This is a genomic window from Cryptosporangium arvum DSM 44712 (genome assembly GCF_000585375.1).
Classification (GTDB): Bacteria; Actinomycetota; Actinomycetes; order Mycobacteriales; family Cryptosporangiaceae; genus Cryptosporangium; species Cryptosporangium arvum.
On the sequence record NZ_KK073874.1, the window covers coordinates 443,920 to 469,596 of the forward strand.

The 25,677-nt window shown below is 71.0% G+C and carries 20 protein-coding genes; 9 read left to right on the forward strand and 11 right to left on the reverse strand.

The window, feature by feature from the left end:
• The first annotated feature begins 193 nt into the window (after nt 1–193).
• Entirely contained in the window at nt 194–2,725 is a 2,532-nt protein-coding gene (locus CRYAR_RS02080) for an ATP-dependent Clp protease ATP-binding subunit (protein WP_035848003.1), read from the forward strand.
• A gap of 92 nt (nt 2,726–2,817) precedes the next feature.
• Here CRYAR_RS02080 and CRYAR_RS02085 read toward each other — a convergent pair whose 3' ends face one another.
• Nucleotides 2,818–3,699: an HhH-GPD family protein gene (locus tag CRYAR_RS02085; protein ID WP_035848005.1), complete on the reverse strand. Its 882-nt coding sequence runs from the start codon at nt 3,697–3,699 to the stop codon at nt 2,818–2,820.
• A gap of 111 nt (nt 3,700–3,810) precedes the next feature.
• On the opposite strand from CRYAR_RS02085, the gene CRYAR_RS02090 reads away from it, so the two are divergent.
• Nucleotides 3,811–4,524 carry a hypothetical protein gene (locus tag CRYAR_RS02090; RefSeq protein WP_157017260.1) on the forward strand — a complete coding sequence of 238 codons (714 nt, stop codon included), beginning with the start codon at nt 3,811–3,813 and terminating at the stop codon, nt 4,522–4,524.
• Here the strand turns inward: CRYAR_RS02090 and disA are convergent.
• The 5 genes from disA to CRYAR_RS02115 all read right to left on the reverse strand — a co-directional run bounded on the left by disA (nt 4,521) and on the right by CRYAR_RS02115 (nt 9,704).
• Entirely contained in the window at nt 4,521–5,618 is a 1,098-nt protein-coding gene (gene disA, locus CRYAR_RS02095; RefSeq protein ID WP_051569614.1) for a DNA integrity scanning diadenylate cyclase DisA, read from the reverse strand. The genes CRYAR_RS02090 and disA overlap by 4 nt on opposite strands.
• Nucleotides 5,619–5,727: 109 nt before the next feature.
• Nucleotides 5,728–7,140, reverse strand: coding sequence for a DNA repair protein RadA (gene radA, locus CRYAR_RS02100; RefSeq protein ID WP_035848014.1), 1,413 nt, complete (start codon nt 7,138–7,140; stop codon nt 5,728–5,730).
• Nucleotides 7,141–7,215: 75 nt separating this feature from the next.
• Nucleotides 7,216–8,022, reverse strand: a complete 807-nt coding sequence (locus CRYAR_RS02105; protein ID WP_035848016.1) for a copper chaperone PCu(A)C — start codon at nt 8,020–8,022, stop codon at nt 7,216–7,218.
• A 126-nt stretch (nt 8,023–8,148) separates the two neighbouring features.
• The gene (locus CRYAR_RS02110; protein ID WP_035848018.1) at nt 8,149–8,976 is read right to left on the reverse strand and encodes a UbiA family prenyltransferase; all 828 of its coding nucleotides are present in this window, start codon (nt 8,974–8,976) and stop codon (nt 8,149–8,151) included.
• 5 nt (nt 8,977–8,981) lie between these two features.
• The gene (locus CRYAR_RS02115; RefSeq protein WP_157017262.1) at nt 8,982–9,704 is read right to left on the reverse strand and encodes a hypothetical protein; all 723 of its coding nucleotides are present in this window, start codon (nt 9,702–9,704) and stop codon (nt 8,982–8,984) included.
• Nucleotides 9,705–10,160: 456 nt separating this feature from the next.
• Between CRYAR_RS02115 and CRYAR_RS02120 the strand changes: the two genes are divergently transcribed.
• The 4 genes from CRYAR_RS02120 to CRYAR_RS02135 all read left to right on the forward strand — a co-directional run bounded on the left by CRYAR_RS02120 (nt 10,161) and on the right by CRYAR_RS02135 (nt 13,344).
• Nucleotides 10,161–10,643 (forward strand): CarD family transcriptional regulator, encoded by a 483-nt coding sequence (locus CRYAR_RS02120; protein ID WP_035848020.1) that lies wholly within the window; start codon nt 10,161–10,163, stop codon nt 10,641–10,643.
• A gap of 8 nt (nt 10,644–10,651) precedes the next feature.
• Nucleotides 10,652–11,365: a 2-C-methyl-D-erythritol 4-phosphate cytidylyltransferase gene (gene ispD / locus CRYAR_RS02125; RefSeq protein WP_035848021.1), complete on the forward strand. Its 714-nt coding sequence runs from the start codon at nt 10,652–10,654 to the stop codon at nt 11,363–11,365.
• A 98-nt stretch (nt 11,366–11,463) separates the two neighbouring features.
• Nucleotides 11,464–11,982: a 2-C-methyl-D-erythritol 2,4-cyclodiphosphate synthase gene (gene ispF, locus CRYAR_RS02130; protein WP_157018551.1), complete on the forward strand. Its 519-nt coding sequence runs from the start codon at nt 11,464–11,466 to the stop codon at nt 11,980–11,982.
• An 81-nt stretch (nt 11,983–12,063) separates the two neighbouring features.
• Nucleotides 12,064–13,344 (forward strand): ATP-binding protein, encoded by a 1,281-nt coding sequence (locus CRYAR_RS02135; protein WP_035848023.1) that lies wholly within the window; start codon nt 12,064–12,066, stop codon nt 13,342–13,344.
• On the opposite strand, the gene CRYAR_RS02140 is transcribed toward CRYAR_RS02135, so the two are convergent.
• Nucleotides 13,321–14,700: a GH1 family beta-glucosidase gene (locus CRYAR_RS02140; protein ID WP_051569615.1), complete on the reverse strand. Its 1,380-nt coding sequence runs from the start codon at nt 14,698–14,700 to the stop codon at nt 13,321–13,323. The genes CRYAR_RS02135 and CRYAR_RS02140 overlap by 24 nt on opposite strands.
• Nucleotides 14,701–14,817: 117 nt before the next feature.
• Between CRYAR_RS02140 and CRYAR_RS02145 the strand changes: the two genes are divergently transcribed.
• Entirely contained in the window at nt 14,818–15,033 is a 216-nt protein-coding gene (locus CRYAR_RS02145) for a hypothetical protein (RefSeq protein WP_035860144.1), read from the forward strand.
• A gap of 62 nt (nt 15,034–15,095) precedes the next feature.
• Here the strand turns inward: CRYAR_RS02145 and CRYAR_RS02150 are convergent, their stop codons facing one another.
• The 4 genes from CRYAR_RS02150 to CRYAR_RS02165 are packed head-to-tail and all read right to left on the reverse strand — an operon-like array spanning nt 15,096 to nt 20,789.
• Entirely contained in the window at nt 15,096–16,370 is a 1,275-nt protein-coding gene (locus CRYAR_RS02150; RefSeq protein WP_063725646.1) for an ABC transporter substrate-binding protein, read from the reverse strand.
• 29 nt (nt 16,371–16,399) lie between these two features.
• On the reverse strand, nt 16,400–19,024 hold the full coding sequence (locus CRYAR_RS02155; RefSeq protein WP_035848030.1) for an alpha-L-rhamnosidase: 2,625 nt from the start codon (nt 19,022–19,024) through the stop codon (nt 16,400–16,402).
• Nucleotides 19,025–19,026: 2 nt separating this feature from the next.
• Nucleotides 19,027–19,848, reverse strand: a complete 822-nt coding sequence (locus CRYAR_RS02160) for a carbohydrate ABC transporter permease (RefSeq protein WP_035848033.1) — start codon at nt 19,846–19,848, stop codon at nt 19,027–19,029.
• Entirely contained in the window at nt 19,845–20,789 is a 945-nt protein-coding gene (locus tag CRYAR_RS02165; RefSeq protein WP_035848035.1) for a carbohydrate ABC transporter permease, read from the reverse strand. The genes CRYAR_RS02160 and CRYAR_RS02165 overlap by 4 nt, the downstream gene beginning before the upstream one ends.
• Nucleotides 20,790–20,953: 164 nt before the next feature.
• On the opposite strand from CRYAR_RS02165, the gene CRYAR_RS02170 reads away from it, so the two are divergent.
• Together CRYAR_RS02170 and CRYAR_RS02175 are read left to right on the forward strand one after the other, a co-directional pair.
• Nucleotides 20,954–21,871, forward strand: coding sequence for an AraC family transcriptional regulator (locus CRYAR_RS02170; RefSeq protein WP_035848038.1), 918 nt, complete (start codon nt 20,954–20,956; stop codon nt 21,869–21,871).
• 50 nt (nt 21,872–21,921) lie between these two features.
• Complete coding sequence (locus tag CRYAR_RS02175) at nt 21,922–25,674, forward strand: ABC transporter ATP-binding protein (RefSeq protein ID WP_051569618.1); 3,753 nt, start codon at nt 21,922–21,924, stop codon at nt 25,672–25,674.
• The last annotated feature ends 3 nt before the right edge of the window (nt 25,675–25,677 follow it).

Sequence of the window (25,677 nt, forward strand, 5' to 3'; positions counted from 1 at the left end):
ACGGCTGTTCGCTCTCAGCGGACAGCTGGTCGGAAGTGAGACTTCGGCTTCACCGTTGTAGGAACTGTGGTCGTACTGATCCGGTCCCCATGGCGGGTGGCCGGAGGTCACCACCCGACTACAGTGGTGGGACGAGCGCCATCAGGTGTTCGCGACCACACGGTGCTCACCGGCACGTGAGGAGCAACGAGGGATGTTCGAGAGGTTTACCGACCGCGCGAGGCGTGTTGTCGTCCTGGCTCAAGAAGAAGCCCGGATGCTCAACCACAACTACATCGGCACCGAGCACATTCTGCTCGGCCTCATCCACGAGGGTGAGGGCGTCGCGGCCAAGGCGCTCGAGTCCCTGGGGATCTCGCTGGAGGGTGTCCGCCAGCAGGTCGAGGAGATCATCGGGCAGGGGCAGCAGGCGCCGAGCGGGCACATCCCGTTCACGCCGCGGGCCAAGAAGGTCCTCGAGCTGTCGCTGCGCGAAGCGCTGCAACTGGGCCACAACTACATCGGCACCGAGCACATCCTGCTCGGCCTCATCCGTGAGGGTGAGGGCGTGGCCGCACAGGTCCTGGTGAAGCTGGGGGCCGACCTGAACCGGGTCCGCCAGCAGGTCATCCAGCTGCTCTCCGGCTACCAGGGCAAGGAGCCGGCCGGCTCCGGTGCCCCGGCCGAGGGCACGCCGTCGACGTCGCTCGTCCTCGACCAGTTCGGTCGCAACCTGACGCAGGCCGCGCGCGAGCAGAAGCTCGACCCGGTCATCGGTCGGGAGAAGGAAATCGAGCGGGTCATGCAGGTGCTGTCCCGCCGCACCAAGAACAACCCGGTGCTGATCGGCGAGCCCGGCGTCGGCAAGACCGCCGTCGTCGAAGGCCTCGCCCAGGCGATCGTCAAGGGCGAGGTGCCCGAGACGCTCAAGGACAAGCAGCTCTACACGCTCGACCTCGGCGCGCTCGTCGCCGGGTCGCGTTACCGGGGTGACTTCGAAGAGCGCCTGAAGAAGGTGCTGAAGGAGATCCGCACCCGCGGCGACATCATCCTGTTCATCGACGAGATCCACACCCTGGTGGGTGCGGGTGCCGCCGAGGGCGCGATCGACGCCGCGTCGATCCTGAAGCCGATGCTGGCCCGGGGCGAGCTGCAGACGATCGGCGCCACCACGCTCGACGAGTACCGCAAGTACGTCGAGAAGGACGCCGCTCTCGAGCGCCGGTTCCAGCCGATCCAGGTCGGCGAGCCGTCGCTGGCGCACACGATCGAGATCCTGAAGGGTCTGCGCGACCGGTACGAGGCGCACCACCGGATCTCGATCACCGACGGTGCCCTGGTCGCGGCCGCGACGCTGGCCGACCGGTACATCTCCGACCGCTTCCTGCCCGACAAGGCGATCGACCTGATCGACGAGGCCGGCGCGCGGATGCGCATCCGTCGGATGACCGCTCCGCCGGACCTTCGCGAGTTCGACGAGCGCATCGCCGGCGTCCGCCGTGAGAAGGAAAGCGCGATCGACGCGCAGGACTTCGAGAAGGCCGCGTCGCTGCGCGACAAGGAGAAGCAGCTGCTGGGCCAGAAGGCGCAGCGGGAGAAGGAATGGAAGGCCGGTGACCTCGACGTCGTGAGCGAGGTCGACGACGAGCAGATCGCCGAGGTCCTGGCGAACTGGACCGGCATCCCGGTCTTCAAGCTCACCGAGGAGGAGACCAGCCGTCTCCTGCGCATGGAAGACGAGCTGCACAAGCGGGTCGTCGGCCAGGAGCAGGCGATCAAGGCGGTCTCGCAGGCCATCCGGCGTACCCGGGCCGGCCTGAAGGACCCGAAGCGTCCCGGTGGTTCGTTCATCTTCGCCGGCCCGTCCGGTGTGGGTAAGACCGAGCTCTCGAAGGCGCTCGCCGAGTTCCTCTTCGGCGACGAGGACGCGCTCATCCAGCTCGACATGTCCGAGTTCCACGACCGGTACACGGTGTCGCGTCTGGTCGGTGCCCCTCCCGGCTACGTCGGGTACGACGAGGGTGGCCAGCTCACCGAGAAGGTGCGCCGCAAGCCGTTCTCCGTGGTGCTCTTCGACGAGGTCGAGAAGGCTCACCCCGACGTCTTCAACACCCTGCTGCAGATCCTGGAAGACGGTCGTCTCACCGACGGCCAGGGCCGCATCGTGGACTTCAAGAACACGGTGCTGATCCTGACCTCGAACCTGGGTACCCGCGACATCGCCAAGGCCGTGTCGCTCGGTTTCCAGTCGGGCAACGACACGTCGAGCAACTACGAGCGGATGAAGCTCAAGGTGCAGGACGAGCTGAAGCAGCACTTCCGTCCGGAGTTCCTCAACCGTATCGACGACACGATCGTGTTCCACCAGCTCACCGAGGAAGAGATCGTCGAGATCGTCGACCTCATGCTGGCGCGTGTCGACACGGCCCTGAAGAACAAGGACATGGGGCTGGAGCTCACCGACGGAGCCAAGAAGCTGCTCGCGGCGAAGGGTTACGACCCGGTGCTGGGCGCTCGGCCGCTGCGTCGCACGATCCAGCGCGAGATCGAGGACACGCTGTCGGAGAAGATCCTCTTCGGAGAGCTGGCCGCTGGTCAGATCGTCGTCGTGGACGTCACCGGCACCGACGAGGCCGACCGCACCAAGGGCGAGTTCACGTTCCGGGGCGCGGAGAAGCCGGCCGAGGTTCCGGACACCGTGACCGCGGAGATCGCGTCCTCGGGTGAGGCTCCGGCCGCCGAGTAACGCGTGCAGTTCCGAAAGGGCGGGCCCCAGTGGGGTCCGCCCTTTCGCGTGCGCGGCCGGGTTTTCGGGGCTACGACGGGTTGCCGGGCGTCTCAGCGGGCGCCGGGGAGGGCGTAGCGGCCGTCCGGTAGCGGGTCCACCAGGCCGTCGGTCACCAGCCCGTCCAGGGCGCGTGCTCGCTGCACCGGCTCGTGCCACACCACGTCCAACGCGGCCTGCGGCACGGGGCCCTCAGCGTCGCGCAGGACGGCCAGGAGACGCCCTCGTACCTGGCGGTCGGTCCCGGCGTACCCCTGCGGGCGCTTCACCGGGCCGTCGTAGGCGGGCTTCCCGGCCCGGAACCAGGCGCAGTCGTCCACGACCGGGCAGTCGGCACAGCGCGGCGCCCGGGCCGTGCACACGAGCGCGCCCAGCTCCATCACGGCCACCGCGTACCGCGCCGCGACCGCGGCGTCCGTGGGCACCAGCGGCTCGGCCAGTGCCAGATCGCGCGCCGCGGAGCCGGGCGGGGAGTCGGCGACGCCGGTGACGACCCGGCTCAGCACGCGCCGCACGTTCGTGTCGACGACCGCGTGCCGCTGGCGGTACGCGAACGACGCCACGGCCCGCGCGGTGTACGCCCCGACGCCGGGCAGCGCCAGCAGCGCGTCGAGGTCGGTGGGCAACTCGCCGCCGTGCCGCGTCGTGATCGCCACCGCGCACTCGTGCAGGCGCAGGGCCCGGCGCGGATAACCGAGCCGCCCCCACATGCGGACGGCCTCACCCGGCTCGTCCGCGGCCATCGCGGCGGGGGTGGGCCAGCGCTTCATCCACTCCACCCAGGCCGGAAGGACCCGGGAGACCGGCGTCTGCTGGAGCATGATCTCGCTGACCAGGACGCCCCAGGGAGTGGCGTCGTCGGTGCGCCAGGGAAGGTCGCGGGCGTTCTCGTCGTACCAGTCGAGGACGAGGGCGGCGAAGCGTGTCTCGGACATCGGAAGTGATCGTATTGGACGCCCTGAGCTTGTGATTGTCTCCACGTCAGGTTGAGACCTGCGGCGTGCCGTCACACGCGACGAGCCGCGGGGCGATACGGTTCGGACACCATGAACTGGACGGTCGGACCCCACCCATCCAGCGTCTACTGGCGTCGGCGCCTGCTTCTCCTCGTGCCGTTGCTGCTGGTCCTGCTCGTTGCCGCGTCGTGCCTGATCACGAGCGGATCGAGTGGCGACAAGGCGCAGATCGCCGGCGTGCCCAAAAGCAGTGCCGCCTCTCCGGCCGGCGGTGCCAGCCCCACCGACCCCGGTGAATCGGGCGTCGGCTCGGCTGGCGCGTCCCCGAGCCAGGAGTCGCCGGACTCGGCCACCGCGGCCCCGGAGGCCCCCGAGCAGCCGGCCGGCGGTTCGACGTCGGCGGCGGCCGCGTGCCCGGACTCGGCGCTGACGGTCACCGCGGTCCCGTCCGACGGAGCCGTGCGCATCGGTGAGTTCGCGTCGATGAAGCTGACCGTCAAGAACACTTCGAACGCGGCCTGCCGCCGCGACGTGGGCTCCAACGAGCAGGAGCTGAAGATCCTGTCCGGCCCGACGAAGGTGTGGTCCTCGGACGACTGCAGCTCCCGCGCGGACGCCTCCGCGGCCAAGGTCGACCGCAAGATCGTGCCCGGTGAGACGCTCAACTACTTCATCAAGTGGGGCGGCACGTCGTCGTCGAAGAACTGCGTGACCGGGGCGCCGGTGAAGCCCGGCAAGTACCAGCTGGTGGCCCGGCTGGGAACGCTGGAGAGCAAGCCGGCAGCGTTCACCGTCAGCCCCTAGACGTAGCGCTCCAGGATCGAGGATTCGGCCAGGCGGGAGAGGCCTTCGCGCACCGAGCGGGCCCTGGCGTCGCCGACGCCCTCCACCGCGCGCAGGTCGTCGACGGTGGCGCCGAGCAGCTTCTGCAGGCCGCCGAAGTGCTCGACGAGCCGGTCGATGACCGCGCCGGGCAGCCGGGGCACCTTGGCCAGCAGCCGGTAACCACGCGGGCTGACGGCGCCCTCGAGCGCGTCGGCGGTGGCCGGGTACCCGACGCCCCGCGCGACGAGCGTGAGGTCGAGCAGCTCGGTGGCCGACAGCCGGTCGAGATCGTCGAGGACCTCCTCGACCGACCGGTTGCGGCGCCCCGAGGGCAGGTAGTCGCGGATGACCAGCTCGCGGTCGGCGTCGACGCCGGCCATGAGTTCGTCGAGCTGGAGCTTGAGCAGGCGGCCGTCGGTGCCGAGCTCGATGACGTACCCCGCGATCTCGTCAGAGATGCGCCGGACCATCTCCAGCCGCTGGGTGACCGACATCGCGTCGCGCACCGTGACCAGGTCTTCGATCTCCAGCGCCGAGAGCGTGCCGGCGACCTCGTCCAGGCGGAGCTTGTAGCGTTCCAGCGTGGCCAGTGCCTGGTTGGCCTTGGAGAGGATCGACGACGTCTCGTCGAGGACGTAGCGCAGGCCGCCGACGTAGAGGCCGATGATGCGCATCGACTGGCTGACCGAGATGACCGGGAACCCGGTCTGCCGGGACACCCGCTCGGCGGTGCGGTGGCGGGTGCCGGACTCGATCGCCGGGATCGACGCGTCGGGCATCAGGTGGACCGCCGCCCGGACGATGCGCGAACCGTCGTTGGACAGCACCAGCGCACCGTCCATTTTCGCCAGCTCGCGCAGGCCGGTCGGCGTGAACTCCACGTCCAGCGGGAAACCGCCGGTGGAGATGGCGTCGACGGTCTTGTCGTGTCCGAAGACGATGAGCGCGCCGGTGCTGCCGCGCAGGATCCGGTCGAGCCCGTCCCGCAGGGAGGTACCCGGTGCGATCCGGGCGAGCGTCTGCCGGAGCTGCTCCTCGCGCTCCGTCCCCACCACGGCTGTACCTCCAGGCATTTTGGTTCTCCGGCAGTCTACGGCGACCACACCCCCGCACGCGGTGTGGGCTCGTGCGGGCCGCCATGTCGGGTTTCCGACTATCCAGGGTGCCTCCACGAGGCAAGGCTCACTCCGGCGGTGCCGAAGCCGCTGCGGACAGGCTACGCACCTTGTCCGCGAACGCATGCCCCAACGCGGCCCGCAGGTCGTCGACCTCGGTGACCGCGATGCCCTTCGGCTTCCGCTCGATCGAGCCGGTGGGCACCAGCGCGCGGCGGAAACCCAGCCGCGCCGCTTCGGCCAGGCGCCGCTCGACCGCGCCGACCCGCCGCACGTCGCCGGAGAGGCCGAGCTCGCCGATCGCCACCAGATCGGGCGGCAGCGCGTAATCGCGCGCCGCGGACGCCACGGCCAGGGCGACCGCGAGATCGCCGGCCGGCTCGGTGACCCTCGCTCCGCCCACGGTGGCGGTGTAGACGTCGCGTTCCGACAGCCGCACCCGCCCCCGCCGCTCGGTGACCGCGAGCACCATCGCGACCCGGGCGGAATCCAGGCCGCTGACCGCGCGGCGGGGATTGTTCAGGTTGCTCGGCGCGACCAGCGCCTGCACCTCCGCGAGCAGTGGCCGGACGCCCTCGAGCAGCACCGCGACGCACGTGCCGGGGACGGCCTCGGTGTGCCGGGTGAGGAACAGGCCGGACGGGTCGGCCAGGCCCCGGATGCCGCCGTCGAACATCTCGAAGCAGCCGACCTCGTCGGACGGGCCGTAGCGGTTCTTGACCGCGCGTACCAGCCGCAGCGTGGAGTGCCGCTCGCCTTCGAAGTGCAACACCACGTCGACCAGGTGCTCGAGGACGCGCGGCCCGGCCACGTTGCCGTCCTTGGTGACGTGGCCGACGAGGATCGTGGCCATGTTGCGTGCCTTGGCCGACGCGATGAGCGCCGCGGTGACGGCGCGGACCTGGGTGACGCTGCCCGGCGCGCTGTCGAGCGCCGGGGACGAAATCGTCTGCACCGAATCGACGACCAACAGACCGGGGGAGACCGCTTCGACGTGGCTCAGGAGCGCGGACAGGTCGGTTTCGGCGGCCAGGTAGAGCGCGGGGTGCACCCGGTCGGTGCGGTCGGCACGCAGCCGCACCTGGGCCGCGGACTCCTCACCGGTGACGACGAGCGCGGGCGCCCCGCCACCGGCGGCGTAGCGGTGGGCGACCTCCAGCAGCAACGTGGACTTGCCGACGCCGGGCTCGCCGGCCAGCAGCAGCACCGCGCCGGGCACCAGGCCACCGCCGAGCACCCGGTCGAGCTCGTCGACCCCGGTGGGGCGGGCCTTGGCCGCGCGGATGTCGATCTCGCCGATCGGGCGTGCGGGAGTGGTGACCGGGCCGGGGCCGACCTGCTGCAGCGCGACCGGGCCTGCGCCGACCTCGTCGATCGTTCCCCAGGCCTGGCACTCGGGGCAGCGGCCGACCCACTTGGGGACGGTGAGGCCGCACTCGGTGCATCGGTAGGCGGGCCGATCACGGTTGCGGGGTGGCATGCGCGCAACCCTACGAGGGGCGTGTGACAAAAACGGCGGGTGCCGGAGGCACCCGCCGTTCTCGATCAGGCCGGACTACTCGTGGCCGCCCTCGGCGTCCTCACCGGCGTGGCTCACCGACTCGCGCGGCAGCGGCGTGCCCGGGGGCGCGAACGGCACCCGCAGCGTGACGTCGCCGGCGCGCTCGAACGTCAGCGTCACCGCGACCACGGTGGCCGGGTCGATCTTCTCGGAGATCGCGGTGAGCACCAGCTGCGGGCCACCGACCTCGAGGTCGACGAGCTTGCGGGCGGGCAGGTCGAGCGGGAGCGCGGCGCCGGGCGAGGCGGTGGGGATCGGCGAATCCACGACCGGGGACGGCGTGCCGCGGGACGGAGCCGGGCTGGGCTGCCCGTTGCTCAGCGTCGGCTCCGGCGTACCGGTGACGACGGGGCCGGACGGCGTCGCCTCACCGCCGGTGGTGGCGCCGGCCGACGGCGACACGGTCTCGGAGACCGCGGCGCTCGGCGACTCGGACGGCGCGGTGGTGGCCTGACCGCCCTCGGGGACGACCTGCAGCACGACCGAGCTCGACAGGTCACTGGAGGCGGAGATCAGCCGGTCGGCGGTGTTGCCGTTGTTGATCAGGCGCACGGACAGCGGAACGCTGCTGCCGGAAGCCCAGTCGTAGCCCTCGGACGGGAACGCGATGAGCGCGTTGCGGATCGCGATGTCACCGACCTTGGCGTCGACGCCCGGGATCGCCGGGACCTTGATCGCCGTCTCGGCGACCTGTCCGGCGCTGCAGCCGGTAAGCGCGAACGCCCCGGCGAGACCTAGCGTGATCAGGGTGCCGGCGCGACGGCCGGTGCCCCCGGCTGACCGAGTGGTCCAGCGGCTCACGGCTGCGTCCTTCCTCAGGTGAGACCTAGGTATCTACGTTGCGTAGACCGGTATAGCGTAGTGTCTGGCCGGTTCAGGCCCGCGCATCGGGTCGGCGTGCCACGCCGACAACACCGGATCAGCAGCTCAGAGCGCCGAGCCGCTCAGCAGGAGCAGCACCACGTCGCCGAGCGCGGTGATCAGCACCGCGCGGAAGAGCGTCCGCGAGCCGCGGCGCCTCCCCAGTGCCGCGCCCGCTCCGAGCACCACGGCGGTCGTGCCCAGGATGCTCCAGGCGAGCGGCGTCGGCGGGCCGGGTGGCCCGACCGTGAGCAGCACCGCCACCAGCGCCATCAGCCCGGCCGCGATGGCCTCGGCGGCGGGGCGGCCCAGCCGGTGCGGCACCCCCCGGATCCCGGTCGCCGCGTCGTCGTCGAGGTCGCTCAGGACGTTGGCGAAATGCGCGCCGGCGCCCAGGGCGGCGCCCGCCACCAGCAGCCAGGCCGGCGGCCACGGGTGTCCGGGCCGGGCCAGCGTCACGAAGGCCGGTGCCGCCGCGAACGCGAGCGCGTACGGCAGCGCGGAGAACGGGGTGGCCTTCAACCTGGCGTTGTAGGCCAGCGCGCACGCCACCGCGACCAGGTGCACCAGGCCGGCGCGCCAGCCGGAGAGCAGCGAGAGCGGAACGCACGCCAGGCCGGCGACGACCGCGGCCGTGCCCACCAGGGACCGGGACACCTCGCCGGTGGCCACCGGCTTGTCGGTGCGGCCCACCGCCGCGTCGCGCTCGGCGTCGAGCCAATCGTTGCTCCACCCGGTGGCCAGTTGGCCGGAGAGCACGGCGAGCGCCACCGCGACCAGCCCGGCGGCCGGTCGGCCCGCGGCCGCGGCGAGCGCGGTCACGCCGGCCGTCACGGCCGCGGCCGGTTCCGGATGGCAGGCTCGGAGCAGAGCCCAGGCGCGGCGAAGGTTCAGCGGAGTCAGCGGTTCGCCAGTGCGGCCAGTTCGGGCCGGAGCTGGAACGGGTCGCCGAGGTTCGCCTCGATGCGTCTGATGCGCCCGTCGGTGCGGATGAGTACCGCGCTGGGCCCGGTGGCCGAGACGCCGGCGATCGACGCTCTGGCGGTGCCGGCGGGGTCGGCGAGCGAGATCAACCGACCGGTCGGGAGCCCGGGAATGAGTGTGATCGCCTGCTTACTCTCGGTCACCCACACCACGGTGAGCTGGGTTTCGTCGGTGGCCGTCACCAGCTGATTCCGTACCGCGGCGCAGGTGGTGCACCCGGCCGGCGAGATCAGCAGCACCGCGGGGCGGAACTCGCGCAGCGACGCGTTGCGCCCACCGTCGCCGCTGAGCGACAGCGCGGGCACCAGCCCGCCGGCCACCCCCACCGCGACGCTCGGGCTCGCGAGCGGTTCCCGCCGCGGCGGGCGGCTGGGCTTGGGCAGGACGATCACCATCAGGCTGCCGATCGCGGCGACCAGGAAGAGGATCAGCGCGCAGAGCGGGCCGGACAGCCCGGGGCGCCCCAACCAGCGGCTACGTCGTCTGCGGGGTCGGTGGGTGGCGAGTTCGGCCTGGATGGTGGCGACCTCGTTGGAAAGGTCGCGCAGGTCGTCGGGAACAACGATGGTGCCCCACTCGGGAGGCAGGCCGCGGATCTCCCCGTCGGCCGGATCGTCACTGCCAGGTCGGCGGCTCATCGGCGCCTCCACCACGCTCGACCTCTACTGTGACCGACGGGTCGACAGTGCGCCACCTCACTCCCAAAACGGGGTGGAAAAGTTGCGTCGGGCTCCCACCTCGGCCGTTCGCGTCGGTACTCGTGGGCCGTTCGGCTGGACCTGTGAACCGGCACCTACGGATTCCGTAGTCAGGGGTGAACGGTGTTGCCGATCAGGGTCTTCAACCAGGGGTTTCGTGGCTGCTCTCAGGGTTGCGGCCCATCTCACACGGCCGGCTCGCCGGAACCCGGTTCCGTCCTTTGTGCGGGGCCCGGCAACCGACGATGACCAGCACGTGAATCAGGGACGGGCCGTGCGTGTCAAGCTTCCAAGAGTTTTGTCACGTCCCCTGACCTGCGGTTTCAGTGGGCTAGACCATGCCCGATCGCGGTGACGCCGTGTTATCCTTGACACAGCGAAAGGGGTTTCCGACTCATGACTTTCACCGTCGGCGAGACCGTTGTGTACCCCCACCACGGGGCCGCTCTCATCGAGGCCATCGAAACCCGAACGATCAAGGGTGTCGAAAAGCAGTATCTCGTGTTGAAGGTCGCGCAGGGCGACCTCACTGTTCGCGTCCCTGCTGAGAACGCTGAAATCGTCGGTGTGCGTGAGGTGGTGGGCGAGGAGGGTCTGGACCGGGTCTTCCAGGTTCTCCGCGCTCCCCACACCGAGGAGCCGACCAACTGGTCGCGTCGCTACAAGGCCAACCTCGAGAAGCTCGCCTCCGGCGACGTGAACAAGGTTGCCGAGGTTGTCCGCGACCTGTGGCGTCGGGACCGGGAGCGCGGCCTCTCCGCCGGAGAGAAGCGCATGCTCGCCAAGGCTCGGGACATCCTCGTCGGCGAACTCGCCCTCGCCGAGGGAACCGGTAAGGACGACGCCGAGCTGCTGCTCGACAAGGTCCTTGCGTCTTAAGTCCTAATTTGGACATACAGCAGGACACCGTTGCGCTCGTCCCGGCTGCCGGCCGGGGCGAGCGTCTTGGTCCCGGGGCCCCCAAATCTCTTCGGCACCTCGGCGGGGAACCGCTCGTGGTGCACGCCGTGCGGCGGCTGGCCGCGGCGAACAGCGTGGCGGCCGTGGTCGTCGCCGCTCCGCCCGGCGCCGCCGAGACCGTGCGCGAACTGCTCGCTCCGGTGGTGCTCACCGCGGAGCTGGTGGTCGTCGAAGGCGGTGGCACCCGGCAGGCCTCGGTGGCGGCCGCGCTGGCGGCCGCGCCGGCCCACTGCGACGTCGTCCTGGTGCACGACGCGGCGCGGGCACTGGCACCGCCGGAGCTCGCCGACGCCGTCGCCGCGGCGGTTCGCGCCGGGCACCCGGCCGTCGTCCCGGTGCTACCGGTCGTCGACACCGTCCGCCAGCTCGGCGAGGACGGCGGCGCATCGTCCACGATCGACCGTGAACGACTCCGGTTGGTACAGACGCCGCAGGGCTTCGCGCGGTCGGTGCTGGCCGAGGCGCACGCCTCCTGCGAGGACTCCTTGACCGACGACGCCGGGCTGGTCGAGCGGCTCGGTCTGCCGGTGCACACCGTCCCCGGGCACGCGTCGGCGTTGAAGGTGACGCGCCCGTTCGATCTCGTCATCGCTGATGCGGTACTGGCGGCCGAGCGGAGCGTGGCAGGCTCGCAGGCGTGACGATCACACCTGAGCCGCCGCCCGCCGTTCCCACCGTGCCCGATCTCGGGGGAGTCCAGCTGGGGTCCGAGCTCCCGGCCCCGGTCAGCCCGGCGCCGATCAGCCCCGCTCCGGCCGGCGCCCCGCTTCTCGTCGACGAGCCCGCGCCGCGGCTGCCCCGCGTCGGGATCGGGAACGACGTCCACGCGTACGACGAGGGGCGCGAGTGCTGGGTGGCCGGTGTGCAGTGGCCGGGCCAACCCGGCCTGGCCGGCCACTCGGACGGCGACGTCGCCGCGCACGCCGCGTGCGACGCGTTGCTCTCCGCGGCCGGGCTCGGTGACCTCGGGAGCAACTACGGCACCGACCGGCCCGAGTGGGCGAACGCGGCGGGCGTCGCGCTGCTCACCGAGACCGCCAAGCGGGTGCGTGCCGCCGGATTTCTGATCGGGAACGTCGCGATCCAGCTGATCGGGGGGGCACCGCGGATCGGTACGCGCCGGGCCGAGGCCGAGCAGGCGCTCGCGATGGCGATCGGCGCTCCGGTCTCGATCTCCGCGACGACCACCGACGGTCTGGGCTTCACCGGCCGCGGGGAGGGCCTGGCCGCAACGGCGGTCGCGCTCGTTCTCATGTGAGCATCAACTGTTCGGGTGGAACTGATGTGAGCTATGCGGCGTCACGGGGCGGCGCTCAGGCCGGGCCGATACTCTTCGCGCATGCGACCGGCAGAGGAGGATCCGCTCCTGGCCAGCCTGCTGGCTGCAGTCGCCGCGGCCGCGGGCGACATCCCGTTACGGCTGCACGTCGCCGGTCTCCTGCTGGATCGCGGGCGGGCCGCCGAGGCCCTCGAGCACTGCTCGACGGTGCTGCGGTCCGACCCGGCCAACGAGGAGGCGATCGCGCTGCTGCGCCGGGCGTCGGCCGAGCTCGGAGCCGCCCGCCCGGGCAGCCGGGTGGCCGCTGACCGCCCGAGCGCGGATCCGGCGATGGTCGGTCGTTCCGGGTTCGACTGGGACGCGGCCGAGGCGCAGGTGCAGGATCTGCCCGAGGTGGGCCGGGTCGACGACGGGCTGCCCGACCCGGTCGGCGAGGGTGACGTCGACGGCCTCGTGTTCACCGACCTGTCGCTGGCCGACGTCGCCGGGAACCCGGACGCGAAGGAGCGGATCGAGCGGGCCATCGCCCCGATCCGCAACCCCGCGCTCGCCCGCGCTTTCGGTAAGCGCACCACCGGTGGCCTGCTGCTCTACGGCCCGCCCGGGTGCGGCAAGGCGTTCGTCGCGCGAGCCATCGCCGGCGAGCTCCAGGCCAACTTCTACCGGGTCGGGCGCGCCGACCTGCTCGACCGACCGGCGCCGACGGCCGAGCTGCTGGCGTCGAACCCGGCCGCCGAACGCCGGATGCACGCGGTCTTCGCCACCGCTCGTCGCAGCGCGCCGTGCGTGCTGTTTCTCGACGACGTCGACGGTATCGGCCCGAAACGGTCGCGGCTGCAGAACCCGAGCACGCTGCGCGCGGTCGTCAACCAGCTGCTGTTCGAGCTCGATTCGCTCAACCGCGCCGACTCCGGCGTCTTCGTGCTGGCCTCCACGACCCGTCCGTGGGACCTCGACCCGGCGCTGCGCCGGGCGGGGCGGCTCGACCGGATGGTGCTCGTCGCACCGCCCGACGCCGTGGCGCGCACCGCGATCCTGCGGTTCCAGCTGCGTGACCGGATGATCGCCGACTTCGACCTCACCGAGGTCGCCGAGGCGGCAGCGGGGTACTCCGCCGCCGACCTACGCCGGGTGGTGGAGAGCGCCGCGGATTCCGCGCTGTCGGACTCGCTGCGGCGCGGGCAGGCCCGCCCGATCGAGGCGGCCGACCTGGTCGCGGCGATCAAGCGCGTGCGGCCGAGCGTCGGCACCTGGCTGGACCTGGCCCGTGCGGCCGCCGGCCCGTCCGACGGCAGCTACGAGGACCTGCACCTGTACCTAAGGACCCACCGCCGCCGCTAGGGCGATCACCGACCGGTACCAGTCGTAGGACGCTTTGGGTGTCCGCTCCAGCGTCTCGTAGTCGACGCGAACGAGCCCGAACCGCTTCTGGTACCCCTCGGCCCATTCGAAATTGTCGAGGAACGACCAGCAGAAATACCCGCGGACGTCGGCTCCGGCCGCCATCGCCGCGTGCACCGCGCGCAAATGGCGGTCCAGATACGCGATCCGGTCGTCGTCCCGGACCCGGCCGTCGGGACCGGGCTCGTCGTCGTAGGCGGCGCCGTTCTCGGTGATGTAGATCGGCGGAAGCTTCTCTCCGTAACGCTCGTGCAAGCCGGTGAGCAGCTCGGTGAATGCCTCCGGGACGACCGGCCAGCCCATTGCGGTAGTCGGTACGCCCGGGTATTCGACGGTTTCGAAGTTCAATGGCCCAGTGCCGAACTGCTCCGGCGCCGCGGCCCGCACCCGGTGCGGGTTGTAGAAATTGACGCCGAAGAAGTCGATCGGGGTCGAGATCGTCGAAAGGTCGCCGTCCTTCACGACCGAGAGATCGGCCCCCGCATAGACGGCCGGCGTCTCCTCGGGATAGCGGCCCAGCAGCAGCGGATCGGTATAGGTGCGGTTCATCAACGTGTCGAGGATGCCCGCGGCGACGTGATCGGCCGGATCGTCGGAATCGGGGTGCACCGGCGCCAATGCGTTGACCACACCGATCGTGCCGGTGACGTTCGCGGCGCGCAGGGCCTCGACCGCCAGACCGTGCCCGAGCAATTGGTGGTGGGCGACCGCGAACGCGTCCGTGAACAACTGCCGGCCGGGCGCGTGGACGCCCAGCACGTAGCCGAAGGCGGTCACGATGAACGGTTCGTTGAGCGTGCACCAAAGACCGACCCGGTCGCCGAGTTTGTCGGCGACCGCTGCGGTGTACTCGGCGAAGTAGTGGGGGATGTCGCGCTGCGTCCAACCGCCCTTGTCTTCCAGCGCCTGCGGAAGGTCCCAGTGGTAGAGCGTGGCGGCCGGGGTGATGCCCTTGGCGAGCATCGCGTCGACCAGCCGGTCGTAGAACGCCAGCCCGGCGGGGTTCACCGGACCTTCGCCGGTGGGCTGGATACGCGGCCAGGCGATCGAGAAGCGGTAGGCGTTCACGCCCAGACCGGCCATCAGATCGAGATCTTCCGGATACCGGTGGTAATGGTCGTCCGCGACGTCACCGGTGTCGCCGTCGTGCGTTCTACCGGGTGTGTGGCTGAACGTGTCCCACACCGAGGGGCCGCGGCCGTCTTCGGTGACCGCTCCCTCGATCTGGTACGAGGCGGTGGCCACTCCCCAGACGAAGCCAGGTGGGAATTGGGGGAACTGATCGGGACCGGTCACGCGCCACCTCCGGTCGAGCAGCTTAAAGGAATGCGAGTCTCACGCGAGTTAGAGGCGTTGTTTGGGTAGGAATGAGGTAGGAATGGATGTTCGAGTCGAGAGAAAGGAGTGATCTACATGTCGCTTGCAGTGGCGGCTGAGGCATTGTTCGTCAGTCCGCTGCAGCCCTCCGAGCGCCCGACGCCCGCCGAGGTGGAAGCAGCGATCGACGACAGTCTGCGGAGCTTCGGCGGCCCGACCGGCTGCGCCTGCTGGCTCGCGGCCGAATACGGCGAGCACCCCGAGGTGGCGGCGGAGCGAATGCGCTGGGCGTTGGAGCTCACCACCCACTGACCACGGCACAGTAATAAAACGGCGGGACGACCCATCTGGGCCGCCCCGCCTTGTTGTTCGCGTCAGTTGGACTTGTAGGCCTCGTCCATCCGGGTCAGGACCTCGTCCGGGGTCGCTTTGCCGGAGAACATGTCCTGGATCGCCGCGAAGTGCACGTTCTGCACCTTCGGGTTCGGCCAGAGCTGGTCCATGAACGGCACCGTCTTACCGGCCTTCTGCGCGTCGACGAGCGGCTGCAGCGCCGGGTCGGCCTGGAACTGGTCGTTCGGGATGCCCGGCAGGTTGCCGGTCTCCTTCGCGTAGATGTTGATCGCCGCGGGCGTACCCAGGAAGTCGATGAACTTGAGCGCGAGGTCCTTGTTCTTGGCCTTCGCGTTCACCGAGTAGGAACCGCCCGCCGCGCCCGGCATCTGGGTGTCGGCCGCGTTGTCGGTCGCCGGCACCGCGAACATGCCGAACTCGGTGCCGCTCGGGGCCTCGGACTGCAGCTGGTTGAGCCCCGAGGTCACATGGATCATGCCGACCGACTTGCCCGACGCGACCTGCGAGATCGCGTTCTCGATCGAGGTGCCGAGCGGGTTGGCCGAGAAGCAGCCCTTCTTGTTCATCTCCAGATACTGATCGAGCGCGGTCTTCCAGGCCGAGCCCGCGAACGTGGCCTTGCCGTCGGTCATCTGCTGGGCGAAGTCCGGCGTCTTGCCGTAGACGAGCGTCGCGGCCAGCGCGTAGTCGGCCAGCTGAGTGACCCAGTTCGTCTGGTTGCCCAGCGCGAACAGGGCCTTGCCCTTGGACTTGGCGGTGGCGCAGAGCGTCAGCATCTCCGTCCAGGTCTTCGGCTCGGTGCCGCCGACGTCGGCAAGCGCCTTCTTGTTGTAGAGGGCGCCGATGCCGGCGAAGGTCAGCGGGACGACGTAGGTCTTGTCCTTGACCACGGTGACCGGCTTGATGCCGTCCGGGATGTCCTTGACCCACGGGCGGTCGGACAGGTCCTCGATGTAGCCGGTCGGGGCCAGCACCTCGATCGAGCCCGGGTTGCCGTTGCCCGGCCAGGCGAAGAACACGTCCGGTGCGGTGCCGCTGGCCAGCTGGGTACGCAGCGTGCCCTGGTACTGGTCGGTGTCGGCGAACGACGTGGTGATCTCGACGTCCGGATTGCTCTTCTTGAACTCGGCGATCAAGGCTTCGACGCCGACGCGGTCGGTCGCGACGGACGCGATCCGCAACGCGTCGCCGCCGCCGCTGCTCTCGTTGGCGGCGTTCGTTCCGCCGGAGCACGCTGCGGTAAGCGCGAGGCTCGCCGCGACCACAGCGGTGGCGAGGGTCCGCTTTCTGGACATCGATGTCCTCCCGTATGGGGGTTTGGGGGTTATCGGGTGGCGGTGAATCGGTACCGGCCGGAGCTGAGCCGGAGCTGGTCGGCCACGGGCGAACCGGACCGGTCGCGGACGGACGAGGGGTCAGAGGTGGGCACGTGCAGGTTCGCGGTCGAGCCCGGCGGAATTTCCACGTCGACGACGACCTGGTCGCCGTCGAGCCGCCAGCTCGACGCCACCCGGCCGCGGATCGTCTCCTGGCTCGCTCCGGCCCGGGTCAGCCGTCCACCGACGGCCGGGCGTAGCTCGAGTTCCCGGTAGCCGACCGAGCCCGGGGCCTGCTCGATCCCGGCGACGCCGCCGAAGAGCCAGTCGCCGATCGAGCCCAGGCTGTAGTGGTTGAACGAGTTCATCTCGGCCGCCTGGAAACCACGCTCGGTGGTCCAGCCGTCCCAGCGCTCCCAGATCGTGGTGGCGCCGTGCGCGATCGAGTACCCCCAGGACGGGTAGGTGTCCTGGTGCAGCAGCGCGTAGGCCAGGTCGGCCCGGCCGTGCTTCGTGAGCACCGGGCAGAGCAGCGCGACCCCGACGAAACCGGTGGTCAGATGGTTGTCGCGCTTCTCGACGTCGGCGGCGAGCCGGTGGAACGCCCTGTCGACGAGCGCCGGCGGCAGCAGGTCGAACGCGAGCGCGAGCAGGTAGCCGGTCTGGGTGTCGCCTTCGACCCGGCCGTCGTCCTCGACGAACTCGTTCTGGAAGGCGGCCCGGATGCGGCCGTGCAGGTCCTCGTACGGCTGCGCGTCCACGCCGAGGGCGCGGGCCGCGGCGCCGACGAGCGCGACGCTCTGCGCGAAGTACGCCGTGGCCAGCAGATCACGCGGGGTCTCCGCGTCGACCTGGAGCCAGTCGCCGTAGTTGTTGCCCGTGCGGTGACGCCAGATCAGGTCCGGGTTGTGCCGGTGGACGTGTTCGATCCAGGCCACCATCGAGCCGAACGAGCGCTCGAGCGTCCGCACGTCGCCGTAGATCCGGTAGAGCAGCCAGGGGATGATGACGCCGCCGTCGCCCCAGGCCGGCGCGCCCTCGGTGAGCATGGCGACCTTCGGCGCGATGTCCGGGAACGCGCCCTCCGGCGTGGCGGCCGCGCGCACGTCGGCCAGCCAGCGGGCGAAGAACGCCTGCACGTCGGCGTTGCGAGTCGCGGTCGGCGCGAAGATCTGGGCGTCGGCGAGCCAGCCCAGCCGCTCGTCGCGCTGCGGGCAGTCGGTCGGCACCGACACCCAGTTGCCGCGCTGGCCCCAGCGGATGTTGCGGTAGAGCTGGTTGACCGTCTCGTCGTCGCACTCGAAGTGCCCGGTGAACGGGGTGTCGCTGTGCAGCACCCGGCCGACGACGTCCTTGCCGGCCAGCACGCCGGGATAGCCGGTGACCTCGACGTACCGGAAGCCGTGGAAGGTGAACCGGGGTTCGAACACCTCGGTGGCACCGCCCGCGGTCAGGTAGACGTCGGTCGCCTCGGCCGTACGAAGGTTCTCCCGGTAGAGCTCGCCGTCGGCGAGCACCTCGGCGTGGCGCAGCACGATCCGCCGGCCGGGTTCGGCGCCCCGGACCGTCAGCCGCACCCGGCCGACCATGTTCTGACCGAAGTCCACCAGGTGGCGGTCGGCGCCGATCGCGGTCACCGAGACGGCGGTGAGCTCCTCGGTGACGCGTACCGGCTCGTCCGGCTCGGCGACCAGGGTGCCGGGGGCGGTGTCGGCGATCACCACCGGCGTCCAGTCGCTCGCGTCGTAGCCCGGGGCGTCCCAGCCGGTCAGCTCCCGGGACCCGTCCTCGTACTGACCCATCAGCTGGTCGGCGTAGCGGATCGCGCCCGGCCGCTCGACCCAGTCGGCGTCGGTGGCGATCGTGCGCGTGGAGCCGTCGGCGAACTCCACGTGCAGCTGCGCGAGGAACTGCGGAGCGTCGCCGTAGTGCTGGGCCTGGTGCCTGCTGTCGAACCCGATGAAGCCGGCGTACCAGCCGTCGACGAGGACCGCGCCCAGCACGTTCTCGCCCGCGGTGAGCGCGTCGGTGACGTCGTAGGTCTGGTACAGCACCCGGGTGCGGTACTCGGTCCAGCCGGGGGCGAGCTCCCGGTCGCCGACCTTCGCGCCGTTCAGGCGGGGCTCGTAGACGCCGCGCGCGGTGGCGTGGAGCCGGGCGCGCACCGGCTTCGCGGGGAGCGTGAACGACCGGCGCAGGTGCGGCGGTGCCGGCAGGTGACGCACCCGGTCGGTCAGATCGTCGACGACCGGGGGGTCGAACGGCGGGTGGACGTTCGGGTCGCGGGCGATCCAGGTGCCGACCCACTCGTCGGCGTGCAGGATCGCGGTCTCGAACCACGACTCCGCGGCGCCGGCCTCCTCCCCGGAACCGTCCCAGACCGTGACCCGCCAGTCGTAGCGGGTGCGTGACCGCAGCGTCGGGCCGTCGTAGGCGATCGCGCTGTTCTCCGCGCTCTCGACCCGGCCGGTGTCCCACGCGGTGACACCGCCGGTGGTGACCTCGATGCGGTAGGCGGTCTGCGCGTCGGCGTCGCGGTCGGACCGCAGGCGCCAGGACAGCAACGGGGTTCGCTCGTCGACGCCCAGCGGCGTGGTGCGGCCGTCAGTACTCAGTGCGTACGGGGTCAGCATGATCAACCCTTCAGCCCTCCGGCGAAGCCCTTGATGATGTGGCGTTGCATGGCGAAATAGACGATGAGGATCGGGATCGAGCCGACGACCAGGCCCGCGAAGACCAGCTCCCACTGCGAGCTGTACTGGCCGAGGAAGCCGAAGATCGCGACCGGGATCGTCTGCTGGGTGCTGCCGCTCAGGTAGAGCAGCGGGGTGAGGAAGTCGTTCCAGACCAGCACCGCGTTGAGGATCACGACGGTGCCGGTGATCGGGCGCAGCAGCGGGAACACGACGCTGCGGAACGCCTGGAACGGCGAGCAGCCGTCGAGCAGCGCGGCCTCCTCGTAGTCGCGGGGGAGCGCCCGCAGGAACCCGACGTACAGGAACGTCGCGAACGGCACCTGGAGGCCGCTGTAGAACAGCACCAGCGCCCAGGGCGTCCCGAGCAGGTGCAGGTCGCGGATCGTCTGGTACAGCGGCAGCAGCGCGAGCTGGAACGGCAGCAGCAGACCGAGCATGACCAGCAGGAACGTGGCGCGGGACCAGGCGGCGGTCGAGCGCGCGAGCGGGTAGGCGGCCAGCGCGGAGACAAGCACGATGATCACCACGCTGGCGATCGTCACCAGTGCGCTGTTCGCGATCGCCCCGCCGAGGCCGGCCTGCGACCAGGCGTCGGCGTAGTTCCGGCCGGTGGGTGACGTGGTGAGGCTGGCCGCGGACGCGGTGTCCCGCGGGTCGCGCAGCGACAGGTTGACCAGCACGTAGAGCGGGAACGCGAACGCGACCGTGACGGCGAGCATCACGAACTCCAGCGCGAACGTCCGCCAGCCGTAGGACCTCATCGGGTCGACTCCTCTTGGCGGCGGAGCAGCCAGTACTGGCCGCTGGAGATGATCGCGACGAAGATCGTGAGGATGACCGCGAGCGCGATGCTGTAGGCGAACTCGCCGAACTGGAACGCGTCCTTGTAGATGAGCGTCGAGAGCGTCTCGCTGGAGTGGCCGGGGCCGCCGCCGGTCATCACCCAGACCTGGTCGAACAGCTTGAGGCCGCCGATGATCGACAGCATCAGGTTGATCGTCGTGGCCGGTGCGAGCAGCGGGAAGATCACGTGGCGGAAGCGGCGGACCGGGCCGGCGCCGTCGACCTCGGCGGCCTCGTGGATGTCCTGCGGGATGCCCTGCAGTCCGGCCAGGAAGATCACCATCGAGTAGCCGGCGAACTGCCAGACGACCACGCCGACGACCGACCAGATCGCGACGTTCGGGTCGCCGAGCCAGTCCTGCTTCAGGCCGCTCAGACCGACCGTGTCGAGGGCCCAGTTCACCGCGCCGTCCGGGGCCAGCAGGTTCTTCCAGAGCGCGCCGACCACGACCGGCGTCATGACGGCCGGCGCGAACAGGAAGACGCGCAGGACGTTGCGGCTCTTGATCCGCGAGTTGACGCCGAGCGCCAGGAGCAGGCCGACCGCGTTCTGGATGATCGTGATCGCGACCGCCACCAGCAGCGTCTGGCCGACGGCGGCGCGGGCGTCGGCGTCGTCGAGGATCGCGGTGAAGTTGTCGAAGCCGATCCAGGCGCGCTCGGGGCTCAGCCCGTCCCAGTCGGTGAACGCGAGCAGCGCGCCGCGTCCGCTCGGGATCAGGACGACGAACGCGTAGAGCGCGATCGCCGGGACGAGGAAGAACCAGAGTTGGTTCCGGCGGGGCTTCTTCGGGGCTCGGGGCGGCGGATCGGCGGCGGGCGCCTGCACTGGGGGCCGGGTACGCGTGTGCGCGGGCATGGCCTCACCTCCGGAACGACGTTGGCGGAGTGACGAATTGAAACGGTTCATTGACCGGTCTTGGCCAGGAAGCATGCGCTACGGCGCAGGGCCGTCGATAGCCTTCGATGCGCCCGGGGTAGCACGAAATTAACTTTCGCGCCGCCTCGCGGTAGCGTTCCGCCATGCGTGTCGACCCGGTGGGCGAGAGCAAAGGCGGGCTCCTCTACCTGCGCGAGGGCGCCCAGGCGCGGGCCCTGCGATACCTCCACACCACGGTGCAGAAGACGCACACGCATAGTTTTTTCGAGCTCGCGTTCGTCCTGAACGGCGAGGGTGTGCACGTGACCCCGGCCGGCCGCGATCCGCTGCGCCGCGGTGACGTCGTGGTGTTACGGCCGGGCGTGTGGCACAGCTACGAGGAGTGCCGCGACTTGCGGCTCTACAACCTGTGCTTCGGGCCGGAGATCCTCAACCGCGAGCTGGCCTGGTGCCGGGAGGACCCGGGGTTGGGCTACCTGCTCTGGACCGGGCCGATGGCGATGCAGCGCCGCGGGGTGCTCAACGCGCTGCTGACCGACCCCCGGCTCACCGAGTGCGTCGATCATCTGGACGCGTTGGCCGAGCTCGGTTCGGAGTCGTCGCTGACCCACCGCGGCGACATGCTCGCGCGCCTCACGCTGGCGCTCAGCGTCGTGGCGCGGGCGGCACGCGAGGGCGAGCCGGCCGGCCCCACGCACAGCGCGGTGCTCAACGCCATGCGGCTGCTCGAGGAACGCCCCGCGCATCCGTGGACGCTGGCCGAGCTGGCCGACGAACTGCACCTGACCTCCGGTTACCTGGTTCGGCTGTTCAAATCGGCCACCGGCCTGCCGCCGATGGCCTACCTGGCCCGGCACCGGGTGGAGAAGGCCGCCGAGTTGCTGCTCGACACCGACGAGCCGGTGACGCAGATCGGCCGCTCGGTGGGGTGGCCCGACCAGAACTACTTCGCGCGGCGGTTCAAGGCGCATTTCGGCGTGACCGCGACCGACTACCGGGGACAGTTCGCCACCAACCGTGCGCAGCTGCGGACCAAGTCGGCGTCCGACGACCAGGGCTAGCCCGACGTTCGGCCCGACAGAATGTCGGAGGCGCGAAGTAACCTCCGAATGTGTCGACCGCTCCCTCTCCCGGCTGGATCCGCCGTCTCTTCGCCATCTCCTGGAGCCGTCACCCGGTTCTCGTCGTCTCGGTCATCGCCGCGTCGCTGGGTGCCACCCTCGTCGAGGGGGTCGTACCCCTCCTGACCAGGGAAGCCATCGACGACGCGATCGCCGGCCGAGTCGACAGGGTCACGCTGATCACGGTGATCCTGGCCGGGCTCGGCGTGGTGCGCTTCGCGGCGATCTTCCTGCGCCGCTACACCGCCGGAAGGTTGTCGCTCGACGTCCAGCACGATCTGCGAAACGCGGTGTTCACGACCCTGCAACGGTTCGACGGGCCGCGGCAGGACGCGTTGCGCACCGGCCAGGTCGTCTCGCGCGCGATCTCCGACCTCCAGCTCGTCCAGGGCATCCTGGCGTTCGTCCCGTTCTCGCTCGGCATGGTGCTGCTGTTCGTGATCGCGGTCGTCGCGATGTTCTCGCTCTCGGTGCCGCTGACGCTGGTCTCGCTCGCCGTGACGCCGGCCGTCGCCTGGGCCGCCGGGCGTAGCCGCCGGACGCTGTTCCCGGCCACCTGGTCGGCGCAGCAGCGCGCCGGAGAGGTCGCCGAGCGGGTCGAGGAAGCGGTCACCGGCGTCCGCGTCGTCAAGGGCTTCGCCCAGGAGGCCCGCGAGGTCGCCGAGCTCGAGACGTCGGCGCGGCGGCTGTTCGCCGACCGGATGCGCGCCGCGCGCATCAACGCGGTGCTCACCCCCACGCTGGCCGCCCTGCCGCAGCTCGGGCAGGTCGCGGTGCTCGCGCTCGGTGGCTGGCTCGCGCTCACCGACCGCATCACGATCGGCACGTTCGTCGCGTTCGCGGCCTACCTGGCCACCCTGGCCGGCGCCACCAGGGTGCTGTCCGGCCTGCTCACCCAGGGGCAACTGGCCCGGGCGGGCGTCGAGCGCGTCTACGACGTCATCGAGAGCGAGCCGGGCGTCGTCGACCCCGCCGAGCCCGAGTCGCTCCCCGAGGGGCCGCTGTCGATCGGGCTCGACCGGGTGGTCTTCGGCTACTCCGCCGACGACACCGCGATCGACGACCTGACGCTGGAGGTGCGGCCGGGCGAGACGCTCGCGCTCGTCGGCCCGCCCGGCTCGGGCAAGAGCACGGTCGCCCAGTTGATCGGGCGCTACTACGACACCCGCTCCGGCGCGGTGACGCTCGGCGGCGTCGACGTCCGGCGGTTGCGGCTGGCCGAGCTGCGCGGTGCGCTCGGCGTCGTCTTCGAGGAAGCTTTCCTGTTCTCCGACACGGTCCGGGCGAACATCGCCTACGGCCGGCCCGACGCCACCGACGCGGAGGTGGAGGCGGTCGCCCGCGCGGTCGAGGCGCACGGGTTCATCAGCGCGCTGCCCGGCGGGTACGGCACTCTCGTCGGCGAACGCGGCCTCACGCTCTCCGGTGGCCAGCGCCAGCGCATCGCACTCGCCCGCGCACTGCTCACTGACCCGCGCGTGCTGCTGCTCGACGACGCGACGTCCGCGGTCGACAACGTCACCGAGGCCGCGATCCACGCGACGCTGCGCGAGGTCACCGCCGACCGCACGACGATCCTCATCGCCCACCGCCGCTCGACGCTCGCGCTGGCCGACCGGGTCGCGGTGCTCGACGGGGGCCGGCTCGTCGACGTCGGCACCCAGGCGGAGCTCACCGAGCGCAGCCCGCTGTTCCGGGCGCTGCTCGCCGGCCCGGAGGACGGCGTCGCGGCCGATCCCGTCGGTGAACAGGGCACCACCCCGGATCGGGGCGCCGAGGGCATCACCCCGGAGCTCTGGCCGGCGGTCGAGGACGTCACCGACCCGCTCGTCACGGCCCGCGAACCCGCGAGCGGCGGCCGGGCCGCGATCGGGCTGCACGGCGACCAGGGCGGAATGCCTGCCACGCCGGAGCTGCTCGCGCAGGTGCGGGCGCTGCCCCCGGCCGACGAGGTGCCGGAGCTGCCGGGCGTCGATCCGCGCGCGGCCGACCCGCGGTTCCGCCTCGGCCGGCTGCTGCGGCCGGTGCGCTGGCTGCTCTGGGCCACGGTCGGCCTGATCGCCGTGGACGCGCTGGCCACGGTCGCGTTCCCGCTGCTGGCCCAGCACGCGATCGACGCCGGTGTGGTCGGGAACTCGCGCGTGCAGCTCGCGGTCGCCGGTGCGCTCGGCGTCGTCGTGGTCGTGGTCGACTGGCTGGCCGTGCGCACCCAGACCGTCACCGCGTCGAAGGCCGGCGAGCAGGTGCTCTACCTGCTGCGTATCCGCAGCTTCGCGCACCTGCAGCGGCTCGGGCTCGACTACTACGAGCGGGAGCTGGCCGGGCGCATCATGACCCGGATGACCACGGACGTCGACGCGCTCTCGACGTTCCTGCAGACCGGCCTGGCCACCGCCGTGGTCAGCGTGCTCACGATCCTCGGCGTCACGGCGGCACTGCTGATCACCGACGCCGGGCTGGCGCTCGTCGCGCTCGCGGTGCTGCCGATCGTGATGATCTCTACGCTGTTCTTCCGCCGGCTCTCGGCGAAGGCCTACGAACAGGCTCGGGAACGCGTCAGCATCGTGAACGCCGACTTCCAGGAGAACGTCGCCGGGCTGCGCGTCTCGCAGGCCTACGTGCGCGAGACGCGGTCGGCCGCCGACTTCGCCCGTCGCAGCGACGCCTACCGGCAGTCCCGGATGCGGGCCCAGACGCTCATCGCCACGTTCTTCCCGTTCATCGGCCTGCTGTCCGACCTGGCGCAGGCGGCCGTGCTCGCGGTCGGCGCGCACCGCATCGCCGACGGTGCTGTCACGCCCGGCATCCTCACCGCGTTCCTGCTCTACCTCGGGCTGTTCTTCCAGCCGATCCAGCAGCTCTCCCAGGTCTTCGACGGCTACCAGCAGGCGCGCATCGGTCTGGGGCGCATCGGCGACCTGCTGCGCACCCCGACGTCGGTGAGCGACACCGACGCACCGGCGCCGGTGCCGGCCCACCTGTCCGGGCGCATCGAGCTGCGCGACGCCCGGTTCCGGTACACCGGGGCCGACGGCGAGGCGCTGCGCGGCGTCTCGATGACGATCGAGCCGGGAGAGACCGTCGCACTGGTCGGGGAGACCGGCGCCGGCAAATCGACGGTGCTGAAGCTTCTCGCGCGCTTCTACGACGTCACCGACGGGGCAGTACTCGTGGACGACGTCGACGTGCGCCGGTTCCGGCTGGCCGACTACCGCAGCCGGCTGGGCGTCGTCCCGCAGGAAGCGCACCTGTTCACGGGCGATGTGGCGTCGAACATCGGGTACGGGCGCCCCAGCCGCTCGCCGGCGTCGATCGAGCAGGCCGCCAGGGCGGTCGGCGCGATCGGGATGGTCGGTGCGATCCGCGACGGGTTCCGGCACTCGGTCTCCGAGCGGGGCGGTGGGCTCTCCGCCGGGCAGCGGCAGCTGGTCTCACTGGCCCGCGCGGAGCTCGTCGACCCCGACATCCTGCTGCTCGACGAAGCCACGGCGGCGCTCGACCCGGCGAGCGAGGCCGTGGTGCTGGCCGCCGGCGACGCACTGTCGCGACGCCGAACGACGGTCGTGATCGCCCACCGGCTGGCGACCGCCGCTCGGGCCGACCGTATCGTCGTGCTCGTCGACGGCCAGATCGCCGAGCAGGGCACGCACGCCGAGTTGATCGCCGTCGACGGGGTGTACGCGAAGCTCTGGGCCCGGGACGGCGCCGCGGCGACCGCCGAGGAGCTCGATGCGGTGAGCTAGGGG

What these genes read in the sequence shown, in the direction of transcription:
- CRYAR_RS02080 (WP_035848003.1), top strand. Translation starts at nt 194, where the DNA reads ATGTTCGAGAGGTTTACCGACCGCGCGAGGCGTGTTGTCGTCCTGGCT.
- CRYAR_RS02085 (WP_035848005.1), bottom strand. Translation starts at nt 3,699, where the DNA reads ATGTCCGAGACACGCTTCGCCGCCCTCGTCCTCGACTGGTACGACGAG.
- CRYAR_RS02090 (WP_157017260.1), top strand. Translation starts at nt 3,811, where the DNA reads ATGAACTGGACGGTCGGACCCCACCCATCCAGCGTCTACTGGCGTCGG.
- disA (WP_051569614.1), bottom strand. Translation starts at nt 5,618, where the DNA reads ATGCCTGGAGGTACAGCCGTGGTGGGGACGGAGCGCGAGGAGCAGCTC.
- radA (WP_035848014.1), bottom strand. Translation starts at nt 7,140, where the DNA reads ATGCCACCCCGCAACCGTGATCGGCCCGCCTACCGATGCACCGAGTGC.
- CRYAR_RS02115 (WP_157017262.1), bottom strand. Translation starts at nt 9,704, where the DNA reads ATGAGCCGCCGACCTGGCAGTGACGATCCGGCCGACGGGGAGATCCGC.
- CRYAR_RS02120 (WP_035848020.1), top strand. Translation starts at nt 10,161, where the DNA reads ATGACTTTCACCGTCGGCGAGACCGTTGTGTACCCCCACCACGGGGCC.
- CRYAR_RS02135 (WP_035848023.1), top strand. Translation starts at nt 12,064, where the DNA reads ATGCGACCGGCAGAGGAGGATCCGCTCCTGGCCAGCCTGCTGGCTGCA.
- CRYAR_RS02145 (WP_035860144.1), top strand. Translation starts at nt 14,818, where the DNA reads ATGTCGCTTGCAGTGGCGGCTGAGGCATTGTTCGTCAGTCCGCTGCAG.
- CRYAR_RS02150 (WP_063725646.1), bottom strand. Translation starts at nt 16,370, where the DNA reads ATGTCCAGAAAGCGGACCCTCGCCACCGCTGTGGTCGCGGCGAGCCTC.
- CRYAR_RS02155 (WP_035848030.1), bottom strand. Translation starts at nt 19,024, where the DNA reads ATGCTGACCCCGTACGCACTGAGTACTGACGGCCGCACCACGCCGCTG.
- CRYAR_RS02160 (WP_035848033.1), bottom strand. Translation starts at nt 19,848, where the DNA reads ATGAGGTCCTACGGCTGGCGGACGTTCGCGCTGGAGTTCGTGATGCTC.
- CRYAR_RS02165 (WP_035848035.1), bottom strand. Translation starts at nt 20,789, where the DNA reads ATGCCCGCGCACACGCGTACCCGGCCCCCAGTGCAGGCGCCCGCCGCC.
- CRYAR_RS02170 (WP_035848038.1), top strand. Translation starts at nt 20,954, where the DNA reads ATGCGTGTCGACCCGGTGGGCGAGAGCAAAGGCGGGCTCCTCTACCTG.